Source organism: Deltaproteobacteria bacterium (genome assembly GCA_019309545.1).
Taxonomy (GTDB): Bacteria; Desulfobacterota; Desulfobaccia; order Desulfobaccales; family Desulfobaccaceae; genus Desulfobacca_B.
In genome coordinates, this window is the sequence record JAFDGA010000022.1 from 13,886 (window position 1) to 40,176 (window position 26,291).

The 26,291-nt window shown below is 50.9% G+C and carries 22 protein-coding genes and 1 pseudogene; 2 read left to right on the forward strand and 21 right to left on the reverse strand.

All coding sequences use genetic code 11. From position 1 onward, the window contains the following. Nucleotides 1–171: 171 nt before the first annotated feature. The 16 genes from JRG72_08055 to JRG72_08130 form a co-directional block, all read right to left on the reverse strand. Nucleotides 172–1,269 carry a hypothetical protein gene (locus JRG72_08055; GenBank protein ID MBW2135169.1) on the reverse strand — a complete coding sequence of 366 codons (1,098 nt, stop codon included), beginning with the start codon at nt 1,267–1,269 and terminating at the stop codon, nt 172–174. 117 nt (nt 1,270–1,386) lie between these two features. After that, nucleotides 1,387–2,148, reverse strand: a complete 762-nt coding sequence (locus JRG72_08060) for a hypothetical protein (protein ID MBW2135170.1) — start codon at nt 2,146–2,148, stop codon at nt 1,387–1,389. Nucleotides 2,149–2,621: 473 nt separating this feature from the next. Further along, complete coding sequence (locus JRG72_08065; GenBank protein ID MBW2135171.1) at nt 2,622–3,713, reverse strand: ATP-grasp domain-containing protein; 1,092 nt, start codon at nt 3,711–3,713, stop codon at nt 2,622–2,624. Continuing rightward, nucleotides 3,695–4,447 carry a PHP domain-containing protein gene (locus tag JRG72_08070; protein MBW2135172.1) on the reverse strand — a complete coding sequence of 251 codons (753 nt, stop codon included), beginning with the start codon at nt 4,445–4,447 and terminating at the stop codon, nt 3,695–3,697. The genes JRG72_08065 and JRG72_08070 overlap by 19 nt, the downstream gene beginning before the upstream one ends. A gap of 49 nt (nt 4,448–4,496) precedes the next feature. Next, complete coding sequence (locus JRG72_08075; GenBank protein MBW2135173.1) at nt 4,497–5,117, reverse strand: sugar transferase; 621 nt, start codon at nt 5,115–5,117, stop codon at nt 4,497–4,499. Beyond that, complete coding sequence (locus JRG72_08080; protein ID MBW2135174.1) at nt 5,114–6,253, reverse strand: DegT/DnrJ/EryC1/StrS family aminotransferase; 1,140 nt, start codon at nt 6,251–6,253, stop codon at nt 5,114–5,116. The genes JRG72_08075 and JRG72_08080 overlap by 4 nt, the downstream gene beginning before the upstream one ends. A gap of 84 nt (nt 6,254–6,337) precedes the next feature. Continuing rightward, on the reverse strand, nt 6,338–7,279 hold the full coding sequence (locus JRG72_08085; protein ID MBW2135175.1) for a methyltransferase domain-containing protein: 942 nt from the start codon (nt 7,277–7,279) through the stop codon (nt 6,338–6,340). Between the two features lie 22 nt (nt 7,280–7,301). Next, nucleotides 7,302–7,934 (reverse strand): NeuD/PglB/VioB family sugar acetyltransferase, encoded by a 633-nt coding sequence (locus JRG72_08090; protein MBW2135176.1) that lies wholly within the window; start codon nt 7,932–7,934, stop codon nt 7,302–7,304. Nucleotides 7,935–7,967: 33 nt separating this feature from the next. After that, on the reverse strand, nt 7,968–8,732 hold the full coding sequence (locus JRG72_08095; GenBank protein MBW2135177.1) for an SDR family oxidoreductase: 765 nt from the start codon (nt 8,730–8,732) through the stop codon (nt 7,968–7,970). A gap of 95 nt (nt 8,733–8,827) precedes the next feature. Continuing rightward, on the reverse strand, nt 8,828–9,058 hold the full coding sequence (locus JRG72_08100; GenBank protein MBW2135178.1) for an acyl carrier protein: 231 nt from the start codon (nt 9,056–9,058) through the stop codon (nt 8,828–8,830). 12 nt (nt 9,059–9,070) lie between these two features. Then, nucleotides 9,071–10,096 carry a ketoacyl-ACP synthase III gene (locus tag JRG72_08105; GenBank protein MBW2135179.1) on the reverse strand — a complete coding sequence of 342 codons (1,026 nt, stop codon included), beginning with the start codon at nt 10,094–10,096 and terminating at the stop codon, nt 9,071–9,073. Nucleotides 10,097–10,191: 95 nt separating this feature from the next. Beyond that, nucleotides 10,192–11,223, reverse strand: coding sequence for a ketoacyl-ACP synthase III (locus JRG72_08110; GenBank protein MBW2135180.1), 1,032 nt, complete (start codon nt 11,221–11,223; stop codon nt 10,192–10,194). Nucleotides 11,224–11,277: 54 nt separating this feature from the next. Beyond that, nucleotides 11,278–11,910 (reverse strand): sugar transferase, encoded by a 633-nt coding sequence (locus JRG72_08115; GenBank protein ID MBW2135181.1) that lies wholly within the window; start codon nt 11,908–11,910, stop codon nt 11,278–11,280. Nucleotides 11,911–12,154: 244 nt separating this feature from the next. Next, nucleotides 12,155–14,089 carry a polysaccharide biosynthesis protein gene (locus JRG72_08120; GenBank protein ID MBW2135182.1) on the reverse strand — a complete coding sequence of 645 codons (1,935 nt, stop codon included), beginning with the start codon at nt 14,087–14,089 and terminating at the stop codon, nt 12,155–12,157. A 149-nt stretch (nt 14,090–14,238) separates the two neighbouring features. Then, nucleotides 14,239–16,416 carry a polysaccharide biosynthesis tyrosine autokinase gene (locus tag JRG72_08125; protein ID MBW2135183.1) on the reverse strand — a complete coding sequence of 726 codons (2,178 nt, stop codon included), beginning with the start codon at nt 16,414–16,416 and terminating at the stop codon, nt 14,239–14,241. A 60-nt stretch (nt 16,417–16,476) separates the two neighbouring features. Continuing rightward, nucleotides 16,477–17,223 (reverse strand): polysaccharide biosynthesis/export family protein, encoded by a 747-nt coding sequence (locus JRG72_08130; GenBank protein ID MBW2135184.1) that lies wholly within the window; start codon nt 17,221–17,223, stop codon nt 16,477–16,479. Nucleotides 17,224–17,595: 372 nt separating this feature from the next. Here JRG72_08130 and JRG72_08135 point away from each other — a divergent pair, with 372 nt between their 5' ends. Next, nucleotides 17,596–17,961, forward strand: coding sequence for a transposase (locus tag JRG72_08135; GenBank protein MBW2135185.1), 366 nt, complete (start codon nt 17,596–17,598; stop codon nt 17,959–17,961). A gap of 523 nt (nt 17,962–18,484) precedes the next feature. Here JRG72_08135 and JRG72_08140 read toward each other — a convergent pair. From JRG72_08140 to JRG72_08160, 5 genes are all read right to left on the reverse strand, one after another. After that, entirely contained in the window at nt 18,485–19,273 is a 789-nt protein-coding gene (locus JRG72_08140) for a thiazole biosynthesis protein (protein ID MBW2135186.1), read from the reverse strand. Between the two features lie 112 nt (nt 19,274–19,385). Further along, complete coding sequence (locus JRG72_08145) at nt 19,386–20,738, reverse strand: DUF4340 domain-containing protein (protein MBW2135187.1); 1,353 nt, start codon at nt 20,736–20,738, stop codon at nt 19,386–19,388. Continuing rightward, nucleotides 20,735–22,204 (reverse strand): GldG family protein, encoded by a 1,470-nt coding sequence (locus JRG72_08150; protein MBW2135188.1) that lies wholly within the window; start codon nt 22,202–22,204, stop codon nt 20,735–20,737. Before JRG72_08150 ends, JRG72_08145 begins: the two co-directional genes overlap by 4 nt. Before the next feature lie 2 nt (nt 22,205–22,206). Next, on the reverse strand, nt 22,207–22,977 hold the full coding sequence (locus tag JRG72_08155; GenBank protein MBW2135189.1) for an ABC transporter permease subunit: 771 nt from the start codon (nt 22,975–22,977) through the stop codon (nt 22,207–22,209). Continuing rightward, nucleotides 22,974–23,909 (reverse strand): ATP-binding cassette domain-containing protein, encoded by a 936-nt coding sequence (locus JRG72_08160; GenBank protein MBW2135190.1) that lies wholly within the window; start codon nt 23,907–23,909, stop codon nt 22,974–22,976. Before JRG72_08160 ends, JRG72_08155 begins: the two co-directional genes overlap by 4 nt. Before the next feature lie 289 nt (nt 23,910–24,198). Here JRG72_08160 and amt point away from each other — a divergent pair. Beyond that, nucleotides 24,199–26,073, forward strand: a pseudogene (amt, locus tag JRG72_08165) (ammonium transporter). The last annotated feature ends 218 nt before the right edge of the window (nt 26,074–26,291 follow it).

Below are 26,291 nucleotides of genomic sequence, written 5' to 3' on the forward strand. Positions count from 1 at the left end.
CAAGGAATGCTTCTTTGAGCGTTAAGGTCTGCCATGACCCTAAACCAAACTCGCCGGCTAATAATTAGCCAGGGAAAGGGCTTAAATCATCCTTACCGCAAGGACAGGTACAGGGTTTATAGCTGATCTTAACGCTCCATGGAGTTTTAATACCCAGTCAGCCGGGTCGGTTTAATCACTGTATTCCTCACCATACTTACGGATGAGTGCAATAACGTATTCCATGTCAGCCTCAGTATAACGCAGGTCACAATGAATGGTGAGCATTCGCTGACTGAAATCAATATCCACTTGAGGGATTTCCTTGGTGGCCGACTCCTCAAAGGGCCACAGGATAGTAGGATAGATTCTGGCCGCGATTAATTTTTGGCTTAGGTGGGATCGCCGCTCGGGGGAGTCCACCACCAGAATTGCGGCATAAGGACAGGTGTCCGCGTCGGTTACCGGTTGCAACACTTTAACCCAGGGTAAATCCGCCAATCCGGCCGAGACTATTCCATGGTTCCGGCGTCGACGTTCTCGCCAGATTTCTATTGGAAAAGTTGGAAAAACATTGGCTGACCAACTCGTCATCCCCGATACTTTACCGATGGCGCAGCCAGTGCGCAGCGAATCCTCGCCGGAAACCGCCAGACCGCGAAAGTTATCCTTCTCAATCGGGTAATCTTCCAGATACAAAGTCTTAAGCGCCATGGCAGCTAATTTCTCCAGGGCAACGACTTGGTGCTCAGGAGTTACCGGCAAGGCGGGAGGCAGGGGATGGCCGGCCGGTGACCATAAGAGCCCTCCGTCAGGTACCGGAAGGGTCTTCCGGAGGTGGACCACACACCAGTCGGCGTCGCTGGTCCAGGCCCATTTCGAGCAGGGGTCATGGAAGTGGTCTTCGACCACTTCCATCTGGCTGCGGTCAAGTGCCCCCATGTCAGGTTTGGCGCGCAGTCCGAATAGATTGGTCACGAATAAGACATCACCCGGTTTCGGTTCGATTTTGTCTAATTGAGGCCCGGACTCCCATGGGTGGTCAGGATATAATTTCACCTCCATTAAGGGAGTGAAACAGAAGATACAGGCTTGGCAGAAATAGCTGGGAACCCAGAGTCGTCGCCAACCGCGGTTAGCGCGGCCATATTCCATCAATGCCCGTAACGCCTGCCGTCCTGAACCGTAAAGCGAATGGTTATCCCCCCAAGGCATGGGTGAGACAGTACTAGGCCAAGAGGTAAGCAAATGGAAATGCGAACCATGTTCCCAATTTTTAGCAAAGGTCATTGCACCGGTTCTCCTTGTTACATATTAAGAATAATATCTTCCAACCTTGGATAACTTACTCTTGCTTTTACTGAATTATAATGATTTGGAGGCCAACACCTGGACAAGGGTTTACCTTTAGCCATTACCATACTCGCGGATAAGGTAACTAACATATTCCATGTCAGCCCTGCCATACCGCAGGTCACAATGGATCGAGAGCATCCGTTGACTAAAATCTAAATCTTCAGGAGATATTCCCTTGACCACCGGTTCATCTAGGGGCCAAAGAATAGCAGGATAAACCTGCGCCGCCATTAATTTTTGGCGCACCCGGGCTCGCCGCTCGGGGGAGTCGAAAACTAAAATCCCGGAAAACGGAAAGGTAGTTAAGTTATCCTCCGGTTGCAGCACCTCCACCCATGGTAGGTCCGCCAAACCGGCAGAAAGTATCTGATGGTTGAGGCGCCTTTGTTGTCGCCATATTTCCATTGGGAAAGTCGTAAATAGACAGGAGGTCCATTTTAGCATTCCTGATGGCTCACCTGTGCCGATATGCCCCTCCCCCAAGATCGCCAAATGCCGAAATTTTTCTTTCTCAATCGGATGACCGTTAAGATACAGAGCCTTTAGTGTCATGGCGGCCAACTTCTTTAATGAAGAAACCTGGTGCTCGGACGTAAGCGGCACTGCCGGAGGGAGTGAATGTCCGGCTGGTGACCAGAGGATACCCCCATCCGGTAGGGGGAGGGTCTTCCTCAGGGAGGCCACACACCAGTCAGCGTCGCTGCTCCAGGCCCATTTTGAACCAAGGTCATGCGAGTGATTTTCAATGATCTCAATTAAGCCGCGGTCGATTTCCGGCATCGGTGGTCTGGCTCGCAGCCCGAAAAAATTCATCAGAAGCAACACATCCCCAGGTCTGAATCCAAATTGGCCCAAGTCGGGCTTCGAGTTCCAGGGAGAATCAGGATATAATTTTAGCTCGATTCCTGTGGTTAGCAGAGCGGCCACCACAATTTGGCAGAAATAGCTTGGTATCCACAGGCGCTGCCAACCGCGGTGAGCCTGGCCAAACCTTATCAAGGTCTGTAAGGCCTGCCGGCCAGAACCATAAGACGAATACTTTTGCCCCCAAGGCTTAGGTGAGTCAGATCTGGGCCAGGATAACATCAAGTGAAACTCTGAGCCCTGCTCCCATCTATCAGAGGGGAAAAGCATATGCTGGGTATGAAGAAACTTGCGCTCCATTACATAATCATTACCCTTTAAGACGCCTTTTGCCACTCCTCCTGGCCAGCAGGGAGGCCGTTTTTTCCTATTTCCAGGGAAACTGCTGGCAACCACATCATGGCCATATTTGCCAAGCCCTATCATTGCAATGGCTTAGCTGAGCTTTTCCCTTGACTTTCAATTGTTGGGCATTGAATTATGGAGGCAGTCGGACGTCTCAGCCGGCCGTAGCCTGAGGCCGGTAATTCTAAAGCAGTGTGATTAAGATACACTTCATCCCAATACCGTAGGACAATTCCTAATTTTACCTGTGGCTGTTCCAGTTCCTCCTGAAAGATTAAATCGCGGATGGCCATTTCCGGTTCATTAAAGCCCATGACGGCTCGCATTATAGTGGTAGAGGAGCAGCGGGGGTTTATCTCGAAAATCGAGAGACAGCCTTTGTGCCGCCTTAGTTGGAAATTACAGGGACCAAGCGGCCTTAACTTGCCGGCTACTTTTTCGCAGTAGTCAGAGATTTCCGGATAATCAGCAAAGATGGCGCGGTAAGTTAATCCCGCCGTCAATTCCCGCTTGCTGACAATGCTACCGACCACTCTGCCCTTACGGTCGACATAGATTCCCACCGTATATTCCTCTTTTTCCTCAGGGAGCCACTCTTGGACGACTGCATCTTCTAAATATTGTTGGAAGAATTTGAGCTCATGCTGATTGCGGACCAAGACCGTGCCTTTAGAACCGGAGGCGCGCCTCGGCTTGAGGAAAAGCGGGAAACCGAACTTGTTGACCAAGGCCTTGACCCCGTGTTCATCACTGGCAAGGGTAGTTTCAGGGCAAAGGAAACCGTGACGGGTAAGGAGCTCGGTCATCTGCCATTTGTCCATACATGCGGTCATGATCTCCGGGGCACTGATCACGAAACAGGTACGAGTATAGTTCTCAACCACATCAAGATGATTGGTTAAAAATCGAAGTTCAGGTTCTGACCCAATGAAGGCAATATCAATTTTTTCATCCTCGCATAGGCTTACCAATTTATCCATATAAGTGGGATCAGATGCCGGGGGCACAATATATGCCTCATCAGACAAGAAAAAACCAGCCGAAAGGGGGTTCATGTCGGTCGAGATGAGGCGTATAGCCAATGACGATTGTCGCAAGGCCTTAACAATTGTAACCCCACCGGGTGAACCAACCCCGGTCACTAAAACTGTTACTTTTTTTGTATGCATAACTGACCAACCAGCAGTCGATTTATATCCCCGAGATGTTCCACTTTGTGGGCATCAGATCCCAGGGTTACTCTCGCCCCGTGTTGAGCACATAACTCCAACAACTCTTTCCAGATTGCTTGATGGTACCTGGAGTTGATCTCAAATGCGACTCCTCGTTGAGCCGCTTTTTGTATAACTCGCGCGAAATCCTCTAGGGGGAATAGTCCGAATTTTTTGAGGTATACGCCGCCTACGTGACCTATCACCGACACTTGAGGATTTTCTAAAATCGCTAAAGTCGCCTCTAACTCCAGATGGCGCGCCTTGTCCGGGGTAATTTCCTTGGAATAGTTTGCAACATTTGTACCTACTCCGGGATAACGGTGCACCACTCCCATGACAAAGTCCACCGAAGCAGCATAATGTTCTGGAAAATTTAATCTACCCTGGAAGTCAATTACTCTGGCCTCAACACCTTTAAAGATCTTTATGTCGGGAAAGACCTCCCGACATCGATCAACTTCCTTTAGAAAAGCCAGGAACCAGCCATTAAGCCTGGCCTCATCAAGGGTCACATGTTCTGGGAAGGCGATAGCGCTCAATCCCTGTTCCACTGCTGACCGGACGTAGCTTTCCAAATTATCTTCGCCATCCGTGAAAACCGTATGTAGATGAAAATCGACCGCGGGAATGTCTCCGGCCAGTATTGCAGCCGGTGAAAAACTGGGAATATTTTTTATAAACTTTGACATCAATCTAGCAAACTCCTCTTTGGATGTGTTAAACTTTGGACATTTTAGTTCAGAAATCTTCCACTTCAGTCACATTCTGATTCATCCTCACTCCTTGACGCCTCAGTACCATGGGAATAGTACTAAAAATTATCTTAAGATCTAGCATCAAGGACCAATGCTCGACATACCAAACATCATAAATAAATCTTTGTGACCAGGGGATGTCATTGCGACCGTTTATCTGTGCCCAACCGGTAATTCCGGGTTTGACCGCCAAACGTTTTTTTTGAAAGTCGTTGTAACGTTCTGCCTGATAGGGCAAGGTAGCGCGGGGACCGACAAGACTCATCTCTCCTTTAATAATATTGAAAAGCTGGGGGAGCTCATCTAAGCTTAAGTACCTGAGAACCTTTCCGACCCAGGTAATCCGGGGGTCGTTTTCAATAAAGCTGTAACATGGCCCGATAAACTCTGCGTTACAGACCATTGTCCGGAATTTCCACACTCTGAAAATCTGACCATTCTGACCCACCCGTTCCTGGCGGAAAAAGACCGGTCCGGGAGAGTCAAGGCGAATTAGTATAGAAATCAATATGAATAATGGGCTGGAAACCATTAAGCCAATGAAAGCGAGGCTTAGATCGAGCCATCTTTTAAACTTCCACGTTATAGCGTGCTGGGACTTCATCTCAAGATTACCCGCAATGACTCCGCCACTTTTGCAACCGTGTCGATCTCCATATGGGAATACAGGGGTAACGCCAGTCCTTGGGCGGCCGCGGTTTCAGTTATCGGAAGCTTCCCGAGATATGACCCCCCAATTTCCTGATAAACTTTTTGTTGATGTAAGGCCGGATAGAAATATTTCTTGGCCTGGATGCCTTGTTTTTTAAGGTAGTCATAAACTTCGTCTCGGGAATACCGTGCTTCCTGGGCATTAATAAATAGGGTAAAATAATTCCACGAGGACTGAAAGTTAGCGGGAATTGTCTGGTAAGACACCCCTGCTAGTTCTCCTAAGGTTTTTTTGTAAGCCTGGATGAGTTCCTGCCTACGCCGCACCAACTCATCCAGGTGGGTGAAATTATAGCGAGCGACAATGGCATTGATCTCGGGGATTCGGGCTGAAAGTCCCAGCCAGGCAATATCCTCCCCATCAGCGGTCTTGCCATAGTCTCGCATCCGGCGCAGCTTCTGCGCTAGTCTATCGTTACGAGTAGTTATCAACCCTCCTTCCATGGCACTGACTACCTTGGTCGGACTGAGGGAAAAGACCTCGGCGTCACCAAACCCTCCGGCATAATGCCAGGTATTATGGTCTCCCTGATATCTCGAGCCTAACCCCTGGGCCGAGTCATACAGCAAGGCTAGGTGGTTATCTTGGGCTAACTGTGCAAAGGCCTCATAATTTGGCGGACAGCCAAAGACATTGACCGGCATCACTGCGGCGGTGCGAGGGGTGATAGCGTTGGCCACAGCCTCAGGATCAAGGGTGCAAACTCCAGGAGTAATCTCTGCAAAAACCGGGATAAGACCATTCCATATCACCGCCAGCGCGGTGGCGGTCCAGCTGAAGGCCGGCAGGATAACCTCGCCCTTCAGTTCCATGGCACGCATGACCAGCATTAAGCCAGCCGTACAAGATTGGACCATGATAGTGTGCGGCACTTCCAGCTTCTCTTCTACCACCATTTCAAATTGCCGGGTGAACGTCCCCGTGGTAACCTGCCCGCTTTCCCATGCCTGACGGAACTCGTGAACCACTTCGTCGAAATTATGTAGAGTCGGAAAGACGATGGGGATTGTAGATTTAGCTTTAAGCAATTTTATTTATCCCTCCCATTAAGTTGTCGCTTCGCATATACCGAGCCAAAGTAAACATTATTTAATAAAATAGCCTACAATTTTTTATTTTTTCCTGAACTCCATAACCCAGAAGGTTCGCTGCCAGACCCAATCAACCTGGAAACCTTCTATTCCCGCTGGCACCTGCTCCACGGGCGGCTTATATGCAAAGACCGGGCTTAGATTCAAGATCCATTTACCCAACCAAGTCTTTTCCTTACCTGGGGCTAGCCCTTCATCGCTGATGACTATTTTGGCTCCCGGCTTGGCCACCCGATGCATTTCTGAAATGGCGCGCTTTTGGTCCGCGATTACGTCCATGGCCCCCATGTGTAAGACCGCATCAAAGGTCGCAGTGCGGTATGGTAAATAGGAAGCATTACCCTGGACTAGTTCAACCTGAATTCCCCTACGCCGCATTTTTGAATGTGCCACCTTGAGGCTCTCAGAGGAGAGGTCCATGCCATCCAGTTGTGCATCTGGGCCGATCTGTTTGGCGATAATCGCCAGGTTCTGCCCGGTCCCCACACCAGTTTCCAGGACCGTATCATTTTTTTTAAGTTCCAATCGATCAATAATTTGCTTCCGAGCCCGGGTTTCCCATAAAGCAAACTCCCAGATGCCGAGACCAAAAAATCTAATGGCATCAGGAAATTTGAAGTTTAGCAAAGAGCCGAATCCGGCTTCGGACGGACATCGCCCTTTATGGCTGACGAGCTTGCCCAGGGCTTCTAAAAATCCTCGGACATTGGCCAAACTAAGGTTCGATCCATGGCTGGAATCTTCGCGTCGGTCATACATTGACTGGCTTTGGAGATCTAAATCCGCAAGCGATTCTGGAAAGGTAAGATCAGGCAAGCCGTCTTTGATCTCAAAATGCCGGTTACAGGAGAGGCACTCCAGCACACCATGCACTATTTCATAACAATCCTGCTCTGTAACTTTTAACCTAAGCCGGTTATTGCAGGCCGGGCATCCGAGGTAATCTATTGAGTTAATATGCATAGTAATCCTTATAACACGGTTATTAAAGCTTCTTGGCGGGTACACCTATAACTGTAATTCCGGGCTTAACATTGGCGAACACTGCGCTACCGGCACTAACTTTGGCAAACTCTCCCACCTTAATATGAGGAATAATACAGCCATGACTGCCCACTTCCACTCCCCTACCTAATTTCACAAAGCCACTGATGCTAATGTGCGTATGAAAAGTACAACCATCACCGACAATGACATCGTGTCCAATGGAGGTAAAAACGTTGATAGTAACGAAATCTCCGATTTTATTATTATTGCCAATGAGGGCATAAGGACATATGACACATCCCTGACCTATCTTAATATTAATTCCTTTGACAACGGTAGGGTGGATTATAGAGATAAAATTGGCCCCTTTGTTTAACATCTGTTGAGCGATTTCTAATTTTAGAGACGTTGGCGATGCCACTCCCATTACCAAACGATCGTCTTTCCGAGGCCGATAGTCTTTGATATTGCCCATGATCGGTAAATTACAGCTATATCCCTTGAGAGCCTCGGGATTATCGTCTAGAAAACCTGCCAACTCCCAGTCCCTTTCTTGGGTTGGTATAGCTTGCACCCATGACAATAGATCCCGGCCAAATCCTCCCGCTCCGACAATAATTAATTTATTCACAGAACCTTATCCCGTATCACGTTTACAAACCGTTCAGCTGCAATAATATCCGCCATCAACGATCATGGTGGAACCGGTTATCCAGCGGGAGGCATCTGAAAGCAGAAAAGAAGCGGCAGCAGCAATATCCTCAGGTTTACCGAATCCTAATAGGTGCTTTTTATCAAAGGCTAATTTATATTCCTTGGTTAAAGTCTTACAAAGTTTTTCCAGCATTGTTGTTTCCACGGCGCCGACGATAATGGAATTGACTCTAATGGCGCGTGGCGCCAACTCACAGGCCAGGGCTCGCACCGCCCCATCGATCGCAGCTTTACTGGCACAATAGATACTGGTCCCAGCTATCCCCCGTAAGCTAAATACGGAGGACATAAAAATCAGGCTGGCATTATCAGTTAATAAAACTCCCTTCTGGCAAAAGCCTCTGGCCAGCATCAAAACCGCCTTAATGCTGGGATCAAATACCGCATCAATATATTTTTCACCAATAATTCCAACCGGTATGACGTTGGTGATTCCCGCGGCATGAAACAGACCAGAGAACCGCCCCACCTCTTGCGCAATCTTTTTTATCATGACTGGAATTTCATCCAGCGCGGTCAGATCGAAAATATACTGGGCGTGCCCTTCCCCTGATAAGCTGTCGAAGGTTTTTTGCAAGCGCTCAGCATTTCTGGCCAGCAGCACCACTTTGGCCCCCAAGTTGCTCAGATATCGGGCCGTGGCCTTGCCAATCCCTGAGGAGGCGCCGGTTACTAAAATTCTCTTGCCGGTCAGGTCCATAGGATTAAAAGTCACCAACCTCTAACCCCCCAGGTAACCTTTGTAACCGCCCTTGCGAATATCTGGTTCGTAGTCTTCCATTTGGTCAAAGACTTCTAACCTTAGAAGAGCTAAGCTTCCCTGACCTCTTGCAGCAGACCCCACAACTCATTAAGGGTCTGACAAGCTCTCAGCTTTTCTCCATCTATAGCGATGCCAAAATGCTCATCGAGCAGGACAATGGTGCTGACAATAGCCAACGAGTTCCAATTCCCATTGCCAAGCACAAAACCAGGGTGCAGCTCGGTTGGTTCCACTTCCAAAATATCGGCCAGATCATTCATAAAAGCCTCATTTGCCATAAATAAGCTCCTCTAAATAATAATGATCATGGTTGCCGCCCATGAAAAACCAACCCCGAAGCCAACTAGTAAGCATCTATCTCTTTTATTGATTTTTCCTTCTTGCAGCGCCATTTCCAAGGCGATCGGAATAGTTGATGAACTGGTGTTAGCAAACCTCTTTAAATTAACGATGAATTTTTCTTTAGGAATTTTGATCTTCCGCCTCAGAGCTTCCAGCAAAAATTTGTTTGCCTGGTGGAAAATGAAAAAGTCGACGTCTGTTAAATCCATTTGAGATTTTTTCAAAAGTTGATTAACCACCTTTGGGACTTTATCCAGGGCAAAATTGAAAATCTCGGCTCCGTCCATAAACAGTTCTTGGTCTGAGCGGATATTACCGGAGGGGTCAATCTTTTCCCGCGCCGTCTCCGGGGTGGGACGAATGCGCCACCCCCCCGCTGGAATGATCAAATCTTTGGCGCCTTGGCCATCCGTGCCGAATGAAAATGGTCCGATCGCCTCCACTTCGGTCTCCAGGGCCGAGATTAAAGTAGCGGTAGCGCCATCGCCAAAAATAGGACGGGTGCTGCGATCTTTAGGATTAATAGTCTTGGATAGAGTTTCGCCGGTGATCAGCAGCACATTGGTGGCCTGTCCAGTTTCAATCAGTCCTTTCGCTAAGCCCAGGCCGTGGACAAAGCCCGCGCAACCCGAATTTACATCCACTGCCCCACAGCGCATTGGCAGTCCTAAACGTTTCTGCATAATACATGCCGAGGCAGGAAGAAAGTAATCCGGGGTCTGGGTACAGAATAGCAAAAAATCAATGTCTGATGAGGTCCAGTTACTGTTGTTCAACAGTTCTTGGGCCGCCCTAACTCCGAGATCAGAGGCGCATTCGGCTGGTCCGGCAATGCGGCGCGATTCTATCCCAATATTCTCAAAAATTTTGGTAATGGTTGGATCACCAAACTCCTCAACCAACTGGTCGTTGGTAAGTTGGGTGGGGGGCAGATATACTTTAATCCCCCTTATTGCAGCTTTTCTTAGCTTCACCGTTAATCTTTATCTTCCAAGTATTAAATTTGGGTCCACTAAAGCTGAGGAATGCACCTGACTTTTCCTAAAATAATGCATTCCAATTCCCACCTTTAAATAAATTTTACCATAGCCCCCGCCCATGAATAACCGACTCCGAAGCCGAGCAGTAAGATTTTGTCGCCCTTGTTTATCTTTCCCTGGGCCTGCGCCAGTTCCAGAGCCATGGGGATGCTCGCTGACACTGTATTCCCATAGGTTTCCATATTAATGCAAAACTTCTCTGTCGGAATTTTGGTCTTTTTGCGAAGCCATTCGAGCATATGTTGGTTGGCCTGATGAAAAACGAAATAGTCAACTTCGTCAATCTTCATGCCACATTTTTCGAGGAGCTGTCTCAGGACCAGGGGAACAGTTTTAAAAGAAAAGTTGAAAATTTCCGGACCGTCCATAAACAGATTTTGAGCCGAGCGGAAAATACCCTTGCCGTCGTCCTTCTCAATTGCAGTTGCCGGGCTTATGGGCAGTCGCAACCCTCCGGCTGGAACCATTAACATGTCGGCCCCTTTGCCGTCGGTCCCAAATACGAAAGGACCGATCAACTCTTCTTCGGTATCAACGGCCACGATCAACGTTGCAGCGGCGCCATCGCTAAAAATGGTCCTGGCGCTGTGGTCTTGGGGATTAATGAATTTGGTATAGGTATCCGCAGTGATAAATAGAACATTCTCCACTAGGCAAGTCTCAATGAGCCCTTTGGCTACCGCTATCCCATAAACAAAACCCGAGCAACCCAGATTTAGATCAAAAGCCCCGCAGCTGGTTTTAAGACCTAAACGGTCTTGCATGATACAGGCCGTAGTCGGTAGAAAATAATCTGGGGTTTGCGTACAGAATATCAAGAAGTCTATATCCTCAGGGCGACATACCCCGCTCTCAAACAGCTTTTGCCCGGCCGCCACACCTAAATCTGAAGCGCATTCATTGGCAGCCGCCACACCGCGTACCGCGATCCCGGTCTTTTGAAAAATCTTTAAGACATTCCGGTCTTGATACTCCTGGGCCAGCTGCTCATTAGTAAGCTTTCCCGCGGGTAGATGGCTTCTAATCGCCCTGATGGCTGCCCGGCGCTCTCTCACTGTTATCTCTCTTAAATCCTAAGTTTCCTCAATTATTCGATTGAAACCGAAATACAAAACCTAAATCGAGTTTTGCTGAGTAGTAGTTCCCAGAAATTCCTCACTGCCCACGCAGCCTGGCTGATTGATACCCTGACGCCGGAGGATTTTTCCGATTGTCATGGCGATGATCTTTAGATCCAACCACAGAGATTGGTGATCTACATACCATAAATCCAAGGCAAATTTATCTTCCCAAGAGATGGCATTGCGACCGCTGACCTGGGCCCAACCCGTGATGCCAGGCTTTACTTCATGACGGCGCCGCTGTTCCGGGGTATAACGTTCGAGATACTGCATTAACAAAGGCCGGGGTCCTACCAGACTCATTTCTCCCTTGAGAACATTGAATAGCTCGGGTAGCTCGTCCAGCGAGGTAGATCTAAGGAATTTACCCAAACTGGTTAGCCGCTCCGCTTCCGTTAATAGGCAGCCATTTTCGTCATAGTTATTGCTCATGGTACGGAATTTAATGATTTGGAAAGCTCTGCCATATAATCCGGTCCGGGGTTGGCGAAATAATACTGGACAACCCATGGAAAACCGGATTAGAACCGCAATAATTGCCATCACCGGGGCACAGATGGTTAGCCCCAGGCTTGCTCCCACCAAATCAAGAATCCGTTTCCACTCGGTATATTTCTGATATTGCATAGGCACAAATAGCATCCATGTTAGATTTTTGGAATTAGGCTACATTAATGATCTAATCTTTTTTGACCGACCTAATATCGTCACCACTATTATGGTTTTTTGTCTAAGGAGGTAATTATAAATCTTTTTTTTCAAACCTCTAGAAATCGACCGTATCGAAAAATTTGAGCAAATAAGAGGTTGCGGAGCGTGACCCGTGCAGTTTTCGGCCGGCCTAAAGACAGTTTGGGACAGAGGGCCATGGTTACTGGTGGCTGGCCGGGACATAATTTGGAATAATGGCTTTGAACTTGGCGATCAGGCCCGGCGCATCCTGTTGATGAACCAACGCGGCGATCTCCTCCAAGTAATTCTCCCAGACCTCCGCCTCCGGCTGGGTGGCCAAGGCTCTTAAGATCAGGGGATGATCAGTAGGAAATGACTGTTCATCGCGGTTGAACAGTTCTTCGTAAAGCTTTTCCCCGGGACGCAGGCCGGTATAAATGATTTCGATGTCGGTGCCTAGATTCTTGCCGGCCAGCAGGATAAGTTTTTCCGCCAGTTCACGAATCTTGACAGAACGGCCCATATTTAAAACAAAGATATCGCCTCCTTGCCCCATGTAGGCGGCTTGCAAGACCAGTTGCACCGATTCCGGGATAGTCATAAAAAAACGCTCGATGTCGGGATGAGTGACGGTCAGGGGACCGCCCTGCGCAATCTGTTGTTTGAACAGTCGGACCACACTGCCGGCGCTGCCTAGCACGTTGCCGAAGCGGGTGATCAAGAACCGAGTGGAATTGCAGTTATTGATTGCTTGGACGTATTTTTCAACAATCCTTTTGCTCACCCCCATGACGCTAGTCGGGTTAACGGCCTTATCGGTAGAGATCATCACAAAGCGTTCGGTTCCGACTGCCAGGGCAGCTTTTACCAGGTTGCGGGTGCCAAGAATATTATTGTACGCTGCCTCGATGGGGGCCTGTTCCATCAGCGGCACATGCTTATAGGCCGCAGCATGGAACACCAGGTCCGGGCGATACTGGCGGAATAATATATTAAGACCAGGTAAATCGTTTATGCTCGCCACTACTGTCTGAAAATCTAGATCTGGGAAAAGGTGCTTTAAAGACATCCCTATTTCCAAGAGGGAGTTTTCAGCCCGTTCCAGGAGCACTAACGCGCGGGGCTTAAACCTGGCCAGCTGGCGGCACAGTTCCGAACCGATGGAACCCCCGGCTCCGGTCACCAGGATGGTCCGTCCCTGGATAAATTCGACGATTTGATCCCATTCGATATGAACGGGGGGACGGGGCAACAAATCCTCGACATCGATATCCCGGACATCCGCCAGCCGGTAATGGCCATTTAAAACTTCGCTGAATGAGGGGACGATCTTGAGCTCCACCTCAGAGCGCCGGCACTCCTTAATAAGGTCGTTTAACAGGCTCTTGGGGGCCTCCGGAAAGGCAAAAATGATTTCCTGGATGCAGTAGCGATGGAGGGTGGGAATTATCTGATTAAGACCACCAGTGATGCGGATACCATGGAGGCGGTAGCCATGGAAGTTGACTTTGGGGTCCACCAGGGCCACCGGCAAGTAGCCATTGGGATTGCTGAGCATCTCGCGAATCAGAGATTCGGCTACTTTAACCGGTCCGACTACCATGATGCGGCGAGGATTAGGTTTTCCCACCTTACAGAAGGTATGTTCTCGTAGATGCCGAGCCAGGAAGCGCCCGCCGCTGGTTAGGGCTACTACCCACAAAAAGTCCATGATATAAATGGACCGGGGGATCTGACCGAGATAAGGGGCCAGGAAAAAGTCCAAGATGATAAGCACCGGTAGGCTCATTAAAGTGGCCCGCAGGAGATTTAGAATATCCGTAAAACTGACGTAGCACCAAAGCCCCCGGTAGAGGTCATGATAATGAAAAAAGAACCCCTGAACCAGCAATACCAGGGGAAGCGTGCGGACCATAGTGTGATAATAAACATCCGGGATGACACCCTCAAACCTTAGATAGAAGGAGAGTAGATAAGCCGCGGTTAGGATGGCGACATGAACCAAAATGGCCAGAGGCAAGCGGTAGGGGCTCAACCACTCCAACCAGCGCCCTATTCGCAAGTCATTCCAATTCCTAAAAATCGCGCCAACATCCATTGCTTGCCCTTGCGCTAGCCGTCCTTTGCTTTTCATGCCACCCTCCTGGGGCCAGTCTGATTTGATATACAGGACTACTTCGCACCGCTTGCTAGACGGTTTAGCATCTTCTCTGACTGGGGGGGAAACTGGTCTCCGAAATTATCGCTGAGATCAGATTTGCCTGCGAAGACGGCCAAAGCTTCTTATAAGGTCCGATATAGCCACCCAGGAATATGGAATTGGCGTTTGTTGAGGACCACTCCCAGGACGTGGGCTTGGGCTTTTTCCAGCGCCGCTTGGGCCTGTTGAACCACCTCCCAACGGGTGCGTTCCGACTCAACCACCAGCACCACCCCGTCGGCCAGGCGGCTCAGTCGGGTGACCGTGGCAGCTTCCTGGAAGGGCGGGGTATCGATGATGATGAAGCGATATTCCCGCTTCCAGAGGTCGAGCAGGTCGACAAATTGCCGGGATTCAAAGAACCTAGCTAGGTTCACTTGGCCCTGGCCAGCGGTTAAGATGTCCAGATTATTAATATTGGAAGGTTGAATGCTGTTGCTGAGGCCGCTGGCCTGGGCTAGCAAGTCAGCAAGGCCTGGGGCTTGGCTGACCTTAAACACCTGGTGGATCGAAGGCTGGGCCAGATTGGCATCCACCAACAGCACCCGGCTACCGGTCTGATTAACCAGATTGATTGCCAGGTTGGCTGCAAAGGTGCTCACCCCTTCGCCGCTATAGCAACTGGTAACTGCCAGCAGTTGCGCGGTGTCAGCCGCGGTCTTGTCACAGAGCATGTTGGCCGGCAACAGGCCGCAACGCTCTGTCATCTCTTCGGCCATATCCCAGACCGGTGCCACTCGGGGCAGCAGCAGTGGGACTCCGGCCACCAAGTAACCTTTAGCCTTCTGGCCTTCAAAGCGGGGAATAGCTGCCAATACCGGCAGTTGCAGTTTTCGGGTCACCTCATCCGGCGTCCTGAAGGAATGATCCATATACTCGCTCAGGAAGCCCAGTCCCACCCCTCCAAAGGCTCCTACGAAAAACCCCAAGGCCAGGTTGAGTCCTTTGCGCGGCCGCACCGGCTTCACCGGGGAAGAGGCCGGCTGTACCACACTGATATTAGAAATCTTTTCCATTTCCAGGGCCCGGTCGATTTTGGCCTGCGAGAACTTGTCGGCGTAATTGCGAAAATTATTCCGCTGAATTTCTATTTCCCGCTCCAGCCGGGCAATCTTGACCTCGGCCTCATTGATTCCAGCAAGTTCGCTCTGGGCCTGGACCAGCTCCTGTTTCAGGACCTTAGCCTTGGCCTGGAGTTCGGACACCATGGCCTGTTCAGCGAGCAGGGCCAGGTTAGTCACCTTGGCGTGGGTGGCACCCTCTTTATCGATCAAAGCCTGGACCTCGGCAATCTGCTGGCGCACGTCCTTGACCAGCCGGTTTTTCTCGGTCATAGTAGCTCGCAGCTCCTTTTCCTGGATTTGCAGTTCAAGAAGCCGCTGTTGTAAGAAGTCCAGGGGGTTGCCGGAATAGCCAGCAATCCTGGAGCGCACCAGAGTCGAGGGCGCGCTGGCCAGGGTCTTTTGCATGGCTCCCACCCGGGACCGGGATGCGGCCAGTGCCGCCTCGGTCCCCTCCAACTGCCGCTGCAAGTCGCCGATTCGATTTAACAGAATGGTGCGCTGTTCGGTAACCGAGGCAATGCCACTCTGGTTTTTCAATTCCTTCAGGGCATTCTCACTCTCTGCCAGTTGGACTCGTAACTGCTCGGTCTGCTGGTTAAAAAATTCATCGGATCCATAAGTCCGGTGGGCCCTGATATGATGATCGCGGAAGAGATCGACAAACTTGGCCACCACCGCCTGGGCCAGCTTCGGGCTTTTGGCTTCATATGCTACCGCGATGATGTTACTGTTCTCTTTGTTTTCCAGCTCCAGGCCTTGGGTTAGACTCCGAACAGCCTTATCCCGCTCCAAGGCAACGTCTTCACTGGAGGCGGCTGAGGCTTGGCCCACCGAACTGGAAGGCAACTGCCCTTCCAGAATTGCCTGATAGCCAATGGCATCCACAACCTGTTCGGCCAGGGCCCGGCTCTGGAGAATCTGCAGCTCGGTTTTAATCTCATTTTCCCGGGATTGCCCGATTGAGACTACCTGCCCAGTAGACGCGGTGGGGTCCAGGGTCACACTCTCCCGCCCCAATCGCACCATGAGCTGGGCCTCGGATCTGTAAATCTTGGGGCTCAGGAAAGTGACCAGGGTGGTAACTACCATCACCGCCAAGAAAAACAGGGCGATCTTCCACCGCTGACGACAGACAATCAGATAGATATCCCGTAAAGAGGTCTCTGATCTATTGGAGGGAGCTATTTTAGAGAGCATAATCTTTTCCTAACAGTTAATAACCAAATTGGATTTTCCCTGTTAACCTTTACAACTTGCTCAATAGGGACGCGGCCGAGCACCGGTGGTATCGATTCCCAGACGGCCTGCACCGCCCGGACCGATGGGATAAAAATAAGTGAAGCCGAACTGGGGCACCATTTTGTTGATATATTGGTCGATCCACTGATTGACTTTGCTGATGCCGCTGCGCGGCACATAGACAATATCTTGCGGGTGTAAATAAAAGGCCTTGGTCCTTTTCCCGCCCAGGGCGTCGGCTACATTGAGTACCGCACCGTAGGACTCGCCATTTTTCTGGCGAATGATCAAGATATTGGGGGAGGCAGTCTTGACATCGACCCAGCCAGCGGAGATGATGGCCTCCAACACGCTCATATCGCCCGGCATCTCCACAAAACCAGGCCGGTTGACTTGGCCCCCCACATAGATCCGCCGTTTGATCTGCGTCCGGGCCAGCACCATGATCTCCGGCTGTTCCAGGAGCTCAGAATAGGTCTTCATCAACTCCTGTCGCAACTCCTCCCGAGTTTTGCCCTCGGCCTTGATCTGGCCAATAAGGGGCAGGGAAATAGTACCCCCCGGACTGATCGTCTGGCTCTCGTTAAACTGGGGAGTATAAGTGAACTTGATCTCCACCACATCGCCGGCCGCAAACACATCCTTGCGGGCCGGTTCAGCCGCCAGCTGTTGGGGCGTCACCGCCGGTTGCGGGCCTGCACAGCCCATGACCCCAATCACCAGCCATAAACTCAAGACCATCTTATTCTTTAGAAATAATCGCATCTCCTCCCCTTACTTGCTGAACTTTAGAAAATAGCCAGTTTACTGACCTGCGCCCGGCCCTCCGGCTCAGCTCCATGTTTGCGATAAACAAGTTGAAAACCCTTTCGAATTACTTTATTACTCAAAAAATATGCCAAGAGATCAGTTTAAACAAAACTATAAGTTATTTAAAATCATTATGGATTATCTTCAATATATAATGAACTTTTTTCTGTTCACCATTATGAACGTCTTGTTCTTATTTATAAACAAAGTCTCGAAAAATACTTCGAAAGCACGGTGGGCTGAATTGTAAACTGATTCCCAGGGTTATGAAGGCTGGACTTTTTCTGCCCGCGGGACCCAACGCATACGAAACACTCTTTGGTCCAGATGGGGTGTCAGAGGGTCTGTCAGATGGCCGCTGGTTATGAAAATTCCAACGACGCCGATTTTCTGCGGATTGACCCGGCCCCGAGGCTGGCCCTGGGCAAAGATCATCAGGCCGGGGCCGGTCAGTCCATGCTGTGCAGGCTGGAGAATGACATCCTGGGCAACGAGGCTGGGCTGCTGGCATTGGACGCCGCCCTGACCCGCTGCAAGGATACCCTGTTAAAAAAGAAGAACAAAAAACGACTGATCATTGACCTGGATTCCCCTGAGGACCCGGCCCACGGCAAGCCGGAGGGAGTGGCCTACAATGGGCATTTTGCCAAGGATCGGCTTTGTGGTCACCAGCCCACGGCTATCTGCCGCTAAAGTGGTCAAGGTCTATAATGGCCGGGCCGAAATGGAAAACCGGATCAAGGAGGGCAAAAACACCGGGCGGGGGGACAAGACCGGTCAGACGCCTGATCAAAGTGGGGGCCGGGGTTTCTTATCACGCCGGGCGGTGATATGTGCATATCGCCTCGGCCTTTCCCCTGGTGCACCATTATCAGGCGGTACTGGGGTGGGATGCTTAGGTCGATCTTCCATAAAAATTTGCTTATCAAGGGGGGGTGGTATGCAAAGCCTCTGTGAAAAATTAATTGATTTTGGGTAAAAGTCTTTCTACCATGCGGTTAAGGGAGGATTGGGCTCCCAAGATGGAAATCCTGGGGAATTGCCCCTGAGCAAAAAAAGTTCCCAAAACCATTTTTTGACTGTGGTCGCCGAGGTTGCCGCATAATTCCGGATGAGAGGAGGAAAGCATGAAAAAGTCAGCTGTGTTACTATCATCTCCTAAACTTGGCGGAGCTGGGAGCATAAGCTATTTATGATAAATATCAGGGCCTTGAGGTTACCGCTCCGCGGCCAGCCGGGCCTCGATCAGTTCAGCGGCCCGCTCTCCGGAAAGCAACATACCGCCAAAAATCGGCCCCATGCGATTGGTACCCCAACTGGCAGTAGCGGCCATGCCGGAGACGAACAACCCCGGATAAACTTCCTTGGTGTATTCCACGGTTTGGACTTCCCCAACGTCGGCCCACATGGAGCGTTCACCCATGATGCCGCCGGTCTCAGTGAACAGCACCGCCGGAGGGTTCTTGCGCAGAAAGACCTTGACGATATCGACATCGTGGCCGGTGGCATCAACCACGTATTTGCTGCGCACAGTCATGGGATCGACGTGGAGACCGGCAATTTCCACCGGCGACCAGCCGATCACCAGGCCGGTGACCCGGTTTTCCCGGACCATGACATCTTCGACGTGAATGCAATTAAAGACCCGGGCCCCGGCCTTCATGGTCTGCGACCCTAAAGTGGTCACCGCTTCAATAGCATCGGCGGTATAATAACCCTGGTCATAAGGCCGGGCCGTGATGCCTAATTCATCCAAAATGCGTTTTGCCGGTTCCTGCACCACGATTTCGTTAAACATCATGCCACCGCCCCACATCCCGCCGCCGATCGTCAATTTGCGCTCAAAAACGGCAACCTTACGCCGTTTCTGGCCCAACCGCCAGGCGGCCACCAGCCCTGACACCCCGCCGCCGACGATGGCAACATCCAGATCCACACAATCCAGCAACTTCTCTGTGAAGCGCTCCACGATTGCCCGAGTTATAATGACTTCATCCAGGGTCATGGGGGTATTCTCCTTTTCAAAATTACTGCCCAGATTAGATTATCTTCAAAGATTTGTCAAACTAACTATCTCGTGTCTAAATCCAGCCTGCCCTCCTCTAGAGCCCGGGACTTCACTTCGAGGTTGGACCTGGGCTTGCAGTGGTCAACAGATTGCCCAGTTCTTGCCGCCAGGCAGCCAAGGACTTTTTTGATACCAGGGCGTCGAGGGTTTGTTCCCCCTGGATAGAACGCACTCGGAGCAGGTCCGGTTCCTTAGCGTCAAAGGTCTCCAGTTTGAGGAGTGGTTTGTCTTGCGACCCGATGAGCTGCAAAGAAAACTTCGGATCTTTAGGGCTGGGGTTGGTTGAGGGTACAAGTCGCTCATATTCCAGTTCCTTGAGTCTCCATAAAACTCTTCCCAGGCGCATTGCCGGTTTTTTCTCAACCCGCCCATCCGGAAAGGTCAGACGCCAATCGTCTTTTTCTTTGGTGGCCTTAACTTGCTGATCCGGCGGTCCCCAGTTCATTTTCTCCACTTCAGCCTCTTTGCCTCTCCACAGTCGGCGATCCTCCAACTGGCTGGCTGAAGTCGGCAGGCCTTCCAGAAGCTCCCGATCAACCTGAAATATCGGTAATCTCCCTGTTTTATGGGCGTAGCACAGCTTGCCTTTCTTAGCCCCTAAAAGCAGGGTTTCCTTTTGTTTATCCTGCGAAACGGTGATGCGCGCCGCCGGCACCGGGGCCAGGCCATAGATCTCCAGATTCTCGGGTTTCTCCGAGACAAATTCTTGGGCCCGCAAGTTCCTGAGCTGACGCAGTAAAGATTCAACCCTGTCCGTCCGGATACGGGTTTGGGGATGATCTTCCCAAACCCAGGTTTCCGGACTGGTTTTTTTCAGGGTTAGATCGACCTTGGCAGTTCTTACCTCCAAGGCATTGGCCTTTTCCGGGGAAATGGTAAAAACAGTTTTATCCCGAAGGGCAGTAAGGTTCTTGTCCAACGCTTCTTTGTCAATGGCACTGATTAACAACACTTTGCCGGTCGCGTCAGGCTGGGCATAATAGCCCCGGCCACCCGGAACTTTATGGCCGATGCGCAGCTGATAGGTCTTGGGGTCGGCAGCGAAATCCACTATCAGGTCCGGATGGTCTAGGCCGTAGTCAACTAATTTTTCCGGCTCGACCTCTATCTCCCGCTGTTTTTCTAAACCGGCCAGGGTATCCCGCAGCGAATTGACGGCAAAATCATCCGCCGGGGTAGGCAAAGGTTGAATGATTTGCCACTTCTTATTTTTGGTTAACTTGATTTCCCGGCCGTCCCGTTTCAGGGAAATGGCGGTAATTTTATCCGCCGGGACCGCAAAGACCTTTTTGGCTGCCTTTTCTTCTGCCTCTTTCTGGGACTGATAATGTTCCGAAATGAAAAAGCCCCCGGCCACCACCAACAGCACGACCAGGTAGGGCAAGAGCTTCTTGATACTCATCGCCGCCGCCTCCGTCTCAGATAGGCATTAACCCCTGCCATAATCATGGCCAGCGGAATCAGCACCAACGACATCAAGAGCAACACCCAACTCTGGTACCCGGTGAGCATCAGGGGCTGGGATTTCTTCTCCTGCCGCCCCACCGTGATCTGGCTCTCTTGCTCAGCCAGAAAATTTACGGTATTTAAAAACAAATCACCGTTACCAGAGAGGTTAAAATAATTGTTATCAGCAAAACCGGTATTGCCGAAAACCGCCAGATAATATGTCTTATCTTTATCCTGCCCTTTTTCTTGGGGTTTGTCGACATTTTTGTCTTCTTTGGCGTCCGTTGGTTCAGCGGGCGGCTCTGCACCGGTCTGGCTTCCCGGCGGCTGAATTTCCGCCAGTACCGCCAGGGGAAAAGGCCCTTTTTGATCCTGCCCAGCATCAAAACCGACCTTACCGGCTTTGATCCACTCCTGGCCTTTTTTGGCCCAACTGCTCTCCATGGTGGTCGCCAGGGTAAACAGATGAATTCTTTCCGGTGTACTGGGGTTGAGGGTAAGAGGCCGGGCTAAAGGGAATAGGGTCACCACATTGGTGAATTTCTGGGTTATCTTGTGATCTCCATAATTAATCACCATGGGCATGGTGACACTGGCTCCCAGGGCCTGACTGACTTGGTTGACGTCCAGGATCATCCGGTCATCGAGATCGACCCCGTAGGCGGCCAGGAAATCCTTCAGGCCGCCGTCATTAAAAGGTTCCAGGAGGATAAACAGCCGGCCGCCCTGGTCCAGGTAGGTTTTCAAGGCCACGATTTCGTGGGGGAATAGCGGTTTCTCCGGACCAGCCACCACCACTACCGCCGCGTCGCCGGGCACCTGGGGTTGGGAAACCAGATTAAGCGCGAGCACCTCAAACCCCTCATTCTGCAGGGCCTTAGCCGCGGTCTGGAAGCCATTCCGCCCGGCATCGTCAATGCCCCGTTCGCCGTGCCCGGTAAGAAAATATATCTTCTTCTGCTCCGGGTTGAGCAATTTGCGGATGGCGTTGGTAATCTCCTCCTCGGTGCTATTATTCGCCATCTGCTTGCGGCCCTGGTATTCCAGCAGGACATTGCCGGGATAGCGGAAACCGGCCTGTTGGGCTACCAGGGGGTGGCGCTCCGGATCAACAAAGTCATAGGAAATCAGGCGGTTCCGATAATGGTAATTTTCCAGCAGAGCTTTAGCCTCCTGACGCTCAGACTGACCCTCTGGATAAAAAACCGTCATCTGCAGCGGCTCTTTGACCTCACCCAGCAAGTTTTTGGTGGTTGCGGTGAGCGATTGACTCTTATCTAAGGTTACATCCCACCGCCAATGATAGCGTTCTCCCAACAAGGCCAGAAATGCCAGAATTATCAGCACCACCACAATAGCCGTAGCCGATCCGGTGCCATAGATCAAGGTTCGTTTGGTTTTCCAATCTGCCAGACCCATGCTCATCCTCTCCAGCGCCGGGATTCTAACTGGCGTTTGGTCAGAAACAGGAAGAAATAGATAAAAAGCAGATAAAACAGCAGGTCCCGGCTATCGATTACCCCCCGGGAAAAGGTTTCAAAGTGGCTCATCAGCGAGATGTATCTGAAAAAGGCCTGCCACCCTGAGGGGCCCAATTCTTCATACCACCCGATGACCCAAAAAAGTAATAACAGGCCAAAGGTGACCACCGCGGCAATAATCTGATTTTCGGTGAGGGTGGAGCTGAACAGGCCCAGGGCTAAAAAGGTCCCGCCCAGTAAGAATAAGCCCAGGTAGCCGGTTAAGATCTGCCCCCAATCCAGGGGCGTCACCCAGGCAAACACCAGGCCGTAGATCAGGGTCAGCCCCAGCAGCACGGCATAAACCAATAAGGCCGCCAGGAATTTGCCCAGGATCACTCCCCAATCGGTCAGGGGATAGGTAAACAATAACTCCGCGGTGCCGGAACGTTTTTCCTCAGCGAACAGGCGCATGGTGATCAGCGGCACCAAGAACAGGAATACTACCGCCAGGGTACCCAATAAGGGGCGAAATACCATCTGGCCGGGATTCAACTGCGAGGCCAAATAAGGATTCTGGGCGGCCTGAAAACTGAGCAGATTGTAATAGGCCACGTTGGAAAAAAAGAAATACCCCCCCAGGATGAGAAAAAAGGTCCCGGTGAGGTAAAAAATCGGCGTACTGAAATAGACGGCCAACTCTTTGCGCAAAACCGCCAGACATCCGTTCACGCTGCTTTATTCTCCTCTTCGGTAACCAGGTTGAGGAAGACGTCCTCCAGGGTAAACTCCTGGGCTCTGAGTTCCAACAGGTCCCACCCCGCCTGTACCACCTGCCGGGCCAGGGTCGGCCGCATTTCCTGACCTTTGTCCACCTCCAGCAAATAATTGCCGTTGCCACTGGCGGTAACGGCCCTGATCCCCGGCAGGACCTTAAGAGTGGCAACAATCTTATCCTCTGGCCCTTTCACTACCATGGCCAGGCGGGCACTTTCGCCTAACTGGCGGGTCAGGTTGGCCGGTGTGTCACTGGCGACAATCTGGCCCCGGTTGATGATAATCACCCGCTGACAGAGCTGACTCACTTCTGGCAAGATGTGGCTGCTTAAAAATACCGTATGGTTGCCGGCCAAGTCTTTGATTAACTGCCGGATCTCGACAATTTGGGAGGGATCTAGACCGATGGTGGGTTCATCCAGGATCAACAGCGGCGGCCGGTTGAGCAAGGCTTGCGCCAGCCCCAGGCGCTGCCGGTAGCCTTTGGAAAGCGACGCAATCAAGGTATGTCGAACATTTTCCAGGCCACAGTCAACAATGGCTCGATCAATCTCAGTCTTTTGCTGGCGGCCCTCCACTCCCTTGGCACGGGCCGCAAAGGTTAGGAACTGGGTAACGTCCAGATCCCGATACAGCGGCACATTTTCGGGCAAGTAACCCAAAGACTGCCGCACCTCCAGGGGTTGCGTCAGGCAGTCATAGCCATTGATAGTGGCCGTTCCCGAGCTGGGAGGCATATACCCGGCCAGAATCTTCAGAGTGGTGGTCTTCCCGGCCGCGTTAGGCCCCAGAAAACCGACAATTTCGCCATCGGCAATCTCAAAATTGAGCTGTCGGATGGCCAGGGTGGGCCCGTAATATTTTGTTAACTCTTTAACCTCGATCATCGTGTTCTGAAACTCGCTTCAGGGCCTTCGCCCGATAATGAATTTAAATTTTAAAATTTAACAAAAGAAATATTCTGTTGCAAGAGATAAATGCCGGACATCTTCCATTACCTCTTCGGAAATCCTGGCTGCTTAAGAAAAGACTTATAGTATACCCGGCTACTTCGCCTACAATTTTGTATAATTCTATAAATATAAGTTAGCGAAAATACAAGCATAATATTTTAGAATCAGAATTGCTTATTCTTGTTTAATAATTTTTTATTCCCCCACAAAAGGAGGCTGAAAGATCAGAAAGTTTTCATTACTGTTATGGAGCGTTGGGATTCTACTCCTCGAAGAGGTCCCGGTCTGGTCTGGTGATCCGACCGGGGCCGAGACCTTAAAAAAAAGACCCGGGTCTGGCCGCGGATTATGTCCGGGTGTTGATCTGTGGATTTTTGGTGATGTTTATGCAGCCCGGGTTTGCCTGTCTGGAGGCCGGGTTTTGCCGGGACAAAAATTGCACCAACCTTTTCACCGAGAATGTCATGGACTTTGTGGTCGGCTCCCTGGCCTTCTGGGTCCTGGGTTTTGGCATCATTATGGGTACTGACTGGAAAGGACTGATTGGGACCTCTCATTTTTTCCTGGCCGGTGACAGTTACGATGTCGGCACCTATATCAGCTTCTTCTGGCAGTTAGTGTTTGCCGCTACCGCTGCCACCATTGTCTCCGGTGCTATCGCCGAACGCCTGAAGTTCCAGGCCTATCTGGTATATTCCGTAGTCATCTGTCTGTTTATCTATCCGGTTTGTTCTCACTGGGTCTGGGGTAGCGGCTGGCTCTCCAAGCTGCCTTTTGGCCTGGGGCATTTAGATTTTGCCGGCTCCGGAGTGGTACATGCCGTCGGTGGTTTAATCGGCCTGGCCGGGGCTATTGTTCTCGGACCGCGCTATGGCAAGTTTGATAAAAACGGCAAGCCCCGGGCCATAGCATCGCTCTGGCCGCCCTGGGTACCTTTATCCTGTGGTTCGGGTGGCTTGGATTTAACCCCGGGTCAACCTTTTCGGCCCATCACTTGAGGATTTCAGTGATCGCCGTCAATACCACGATGGCCGCGGCGACCGCCTCCATGACTGCTTTATTCATTATATATGCCAAAACCAAGCGCTTCGATCTAGGTATGGCTTTAAACGGGGCCTTGGCTGGACTGGTGGCCATCACTGCTCCCTGTGCCTGGGTAGCTTCCTGGGCCGCGGTAATAATCGGCATCATTTCCGGTATTGTCATGGTGGTCGGGGTTTTCTCCCTGGAAGCTTTAAAAGTTGATAATCCGGTCGGTGCGGTGTCGGTTCACGGTTTCAATGGCCTCTGGGGGCTTTTGGCAGTGGTAGTTCTGGTTTTATGTTTGACGGGATTAATGGCGGTCTCTTCAGTCAGCGCGGAAGAAAAAGAAAAGCCTTCCGCCGACTTCGCGGTTGATATCCTGAGCCAATATGTTTGGCGGGGTTACGCCCTGAGCCGGGACAGCGCCGTCTTCCAGCCTTCGATGACCGTTAGTTATATGGGGTTTTCGGTAAATGTCTGGGGAAACTACGATACCGACCATAATAATCCTTTTTCTCCCCCGCAGGGAGGGGCTGAGTGGAATGAGACCGACTTTACCTTATCTTATGGTCGGGAGCTTTACAGTGGGGAAATCATAAAGTCATTTTCGGTGGATCTTGGAACCATTTACTATGCCCTGGACGGGGTGTATGACTCCTGGGAACTCTATGGGGGTTTTGGGGTCGATGTAAATTACCTTACCGCGTCAGTAACCGCCTACCGGGAAGCTTCTCATTATCCGGGGTGGTGGCTTCAGGTTGGGATCGGGCGTAGCTTTGCCATGCCTTTTGCGAATGCGACCCTGGATCTGGGAAACGATTACGTCTTCCAGTTTTCCGAAGACGCCGCCGCTTATCCTGACCCGGATGATCCTACCAAGTCATTCGATGGCCCCCTAGCGGGCCACATCTACGCCTCGATGAGTTTCCCGGTTTACAAGTATGTCACTATAACCCCGAGGATTGGCTTCTGGTACGCTCTCGGCGGCGACTCCACCGATTTGATCGATGGGCTCTCCTGGGATGAAGATCATAACCATATTTACAGGGGCGTGAACGTCTCCTTTGCTTTTTAAAAAAACCAAGGGGCTTAATTTTCCCGAGACCTTGGGGATCCGTAATGATTTCCCCAAATTGCTCACTGCATGCCTCCCGGAGATTATCAGTAAACGCCCAAACTTGCGAGGGCCGGTGAATGATTTCGGTTAGTTAGGTATTGGATCCGCGATCCTCTGTAGTGTCGGCATATATTTTTATCAGATTATGAAGATCTACACTGAATATTGACCCCCCA

Coding starts and splice junctions, on each gene's coding strand:
- JRG72_08125 (MBW2135183.1), bottom strand. CDS start 16,416: ATGCTCTCTAAAATAGCTCCCTCCAATAGATCAGAGACCTCTTTACGG.
- JRG72_08135 (MBW2135185.1), top strand. CDS start 17,596: ATGGGGTGTCAGAGGGTCTGTCAGATGGCCGCTGGTTATGAAAATTCC.
- JRG72_08060 (MBW2135170.1), bottom strand. CDS start 2,148: ATGAATTTTTTCGGGCTGCGAGCCAGACCACCGATGCCGGAAATCGAC.
- JRG72_08075 (MBW2135173.1), bottom strand. CDS start 5,117: ATGAAGTCCCAGCACGCTATAACGTGGAAGTTTAAAAGATGGCTCGAT.
- JRG72_08145 (MBW2135187.1), bottom strand. CDS start 20,738: ATGAGTATCAAGAAGCTCTTGCCCTACCTGGTCGTGCTGTTGGTGGTG.
- JRG72_08140 (MBW2135186.1), bottom strand. CDS start 19,273: ATGACCCTGGATGAAGTCATTATAACTCGGGCAATCGTGGAGCGCTTC.
- JRG72_08065 (MBW2135171.1), bottom strand. CDS start 3,713: ATGCATACAAAAAAAGTAACAGTTTTAGTGACCGGGGTTGGTTCACCC.
- JRG72_08130 (MBW2135184.1), bottom strand. CDS start 17,223: ATGCGATTATTTCTAAAGAATAAGATGGTCTTGAGTTTATGGCTGGTG.
- JRG72_08070 (MBW2135172.1), bottom strand. CDS start 4,447: ATGTCAAAGTTTATAAAAAATATTCCCAGTTTTTCACCGGCTGCAATA.
- JRG72_08120 (MBW2135182.1), bottom strand. CDS start 14,089: ATGAAAAGCAAAGGACGGCTAGCGCAAGGGCAAGCAATGGATGTTGGC.
- JRG72_08115 (MBW2135181.1), bottom strand. CDS start 11,910: ATGCAATATCAGAAATATACCGAGTGGAAACGGATTCTTGATTTGGTG.
- JRG72_08100 (MBW2135178.1), bottom strand. CDS start 9,058: ATGGCAAATGAGGCTTTTATGAATGATCTGGCCGATATTTTGGAAGTG.
- JRG72_08085 (MBW2135175.1), bottom strand. CDS start 7,279: ATGCATATTAACTCAATAGATTACCTCGGATGCCCGGCCTGCAATAAC.
- JRG72_08055 (MBW2135169.1), bottom strand. CDS start 1,269: ATGACCTTTGCTAAAAATTGGGAACATGGTTCGCATTTCCATTTGCTT.
- JRG72_08150 (MBW2135188.1), bottom strand. CDS start 22,204: ATGGGTCTGGCAGATTGGAAAACCAAACGAACCTTGATCTATGGCACC.
- JRG72_08160 (MBW2135190.1), bottom strand. CDS start 23,909: ATGATCGAGGTTAAAGAGTTAACAAAATATTACGGGCCCACCCTGGCC.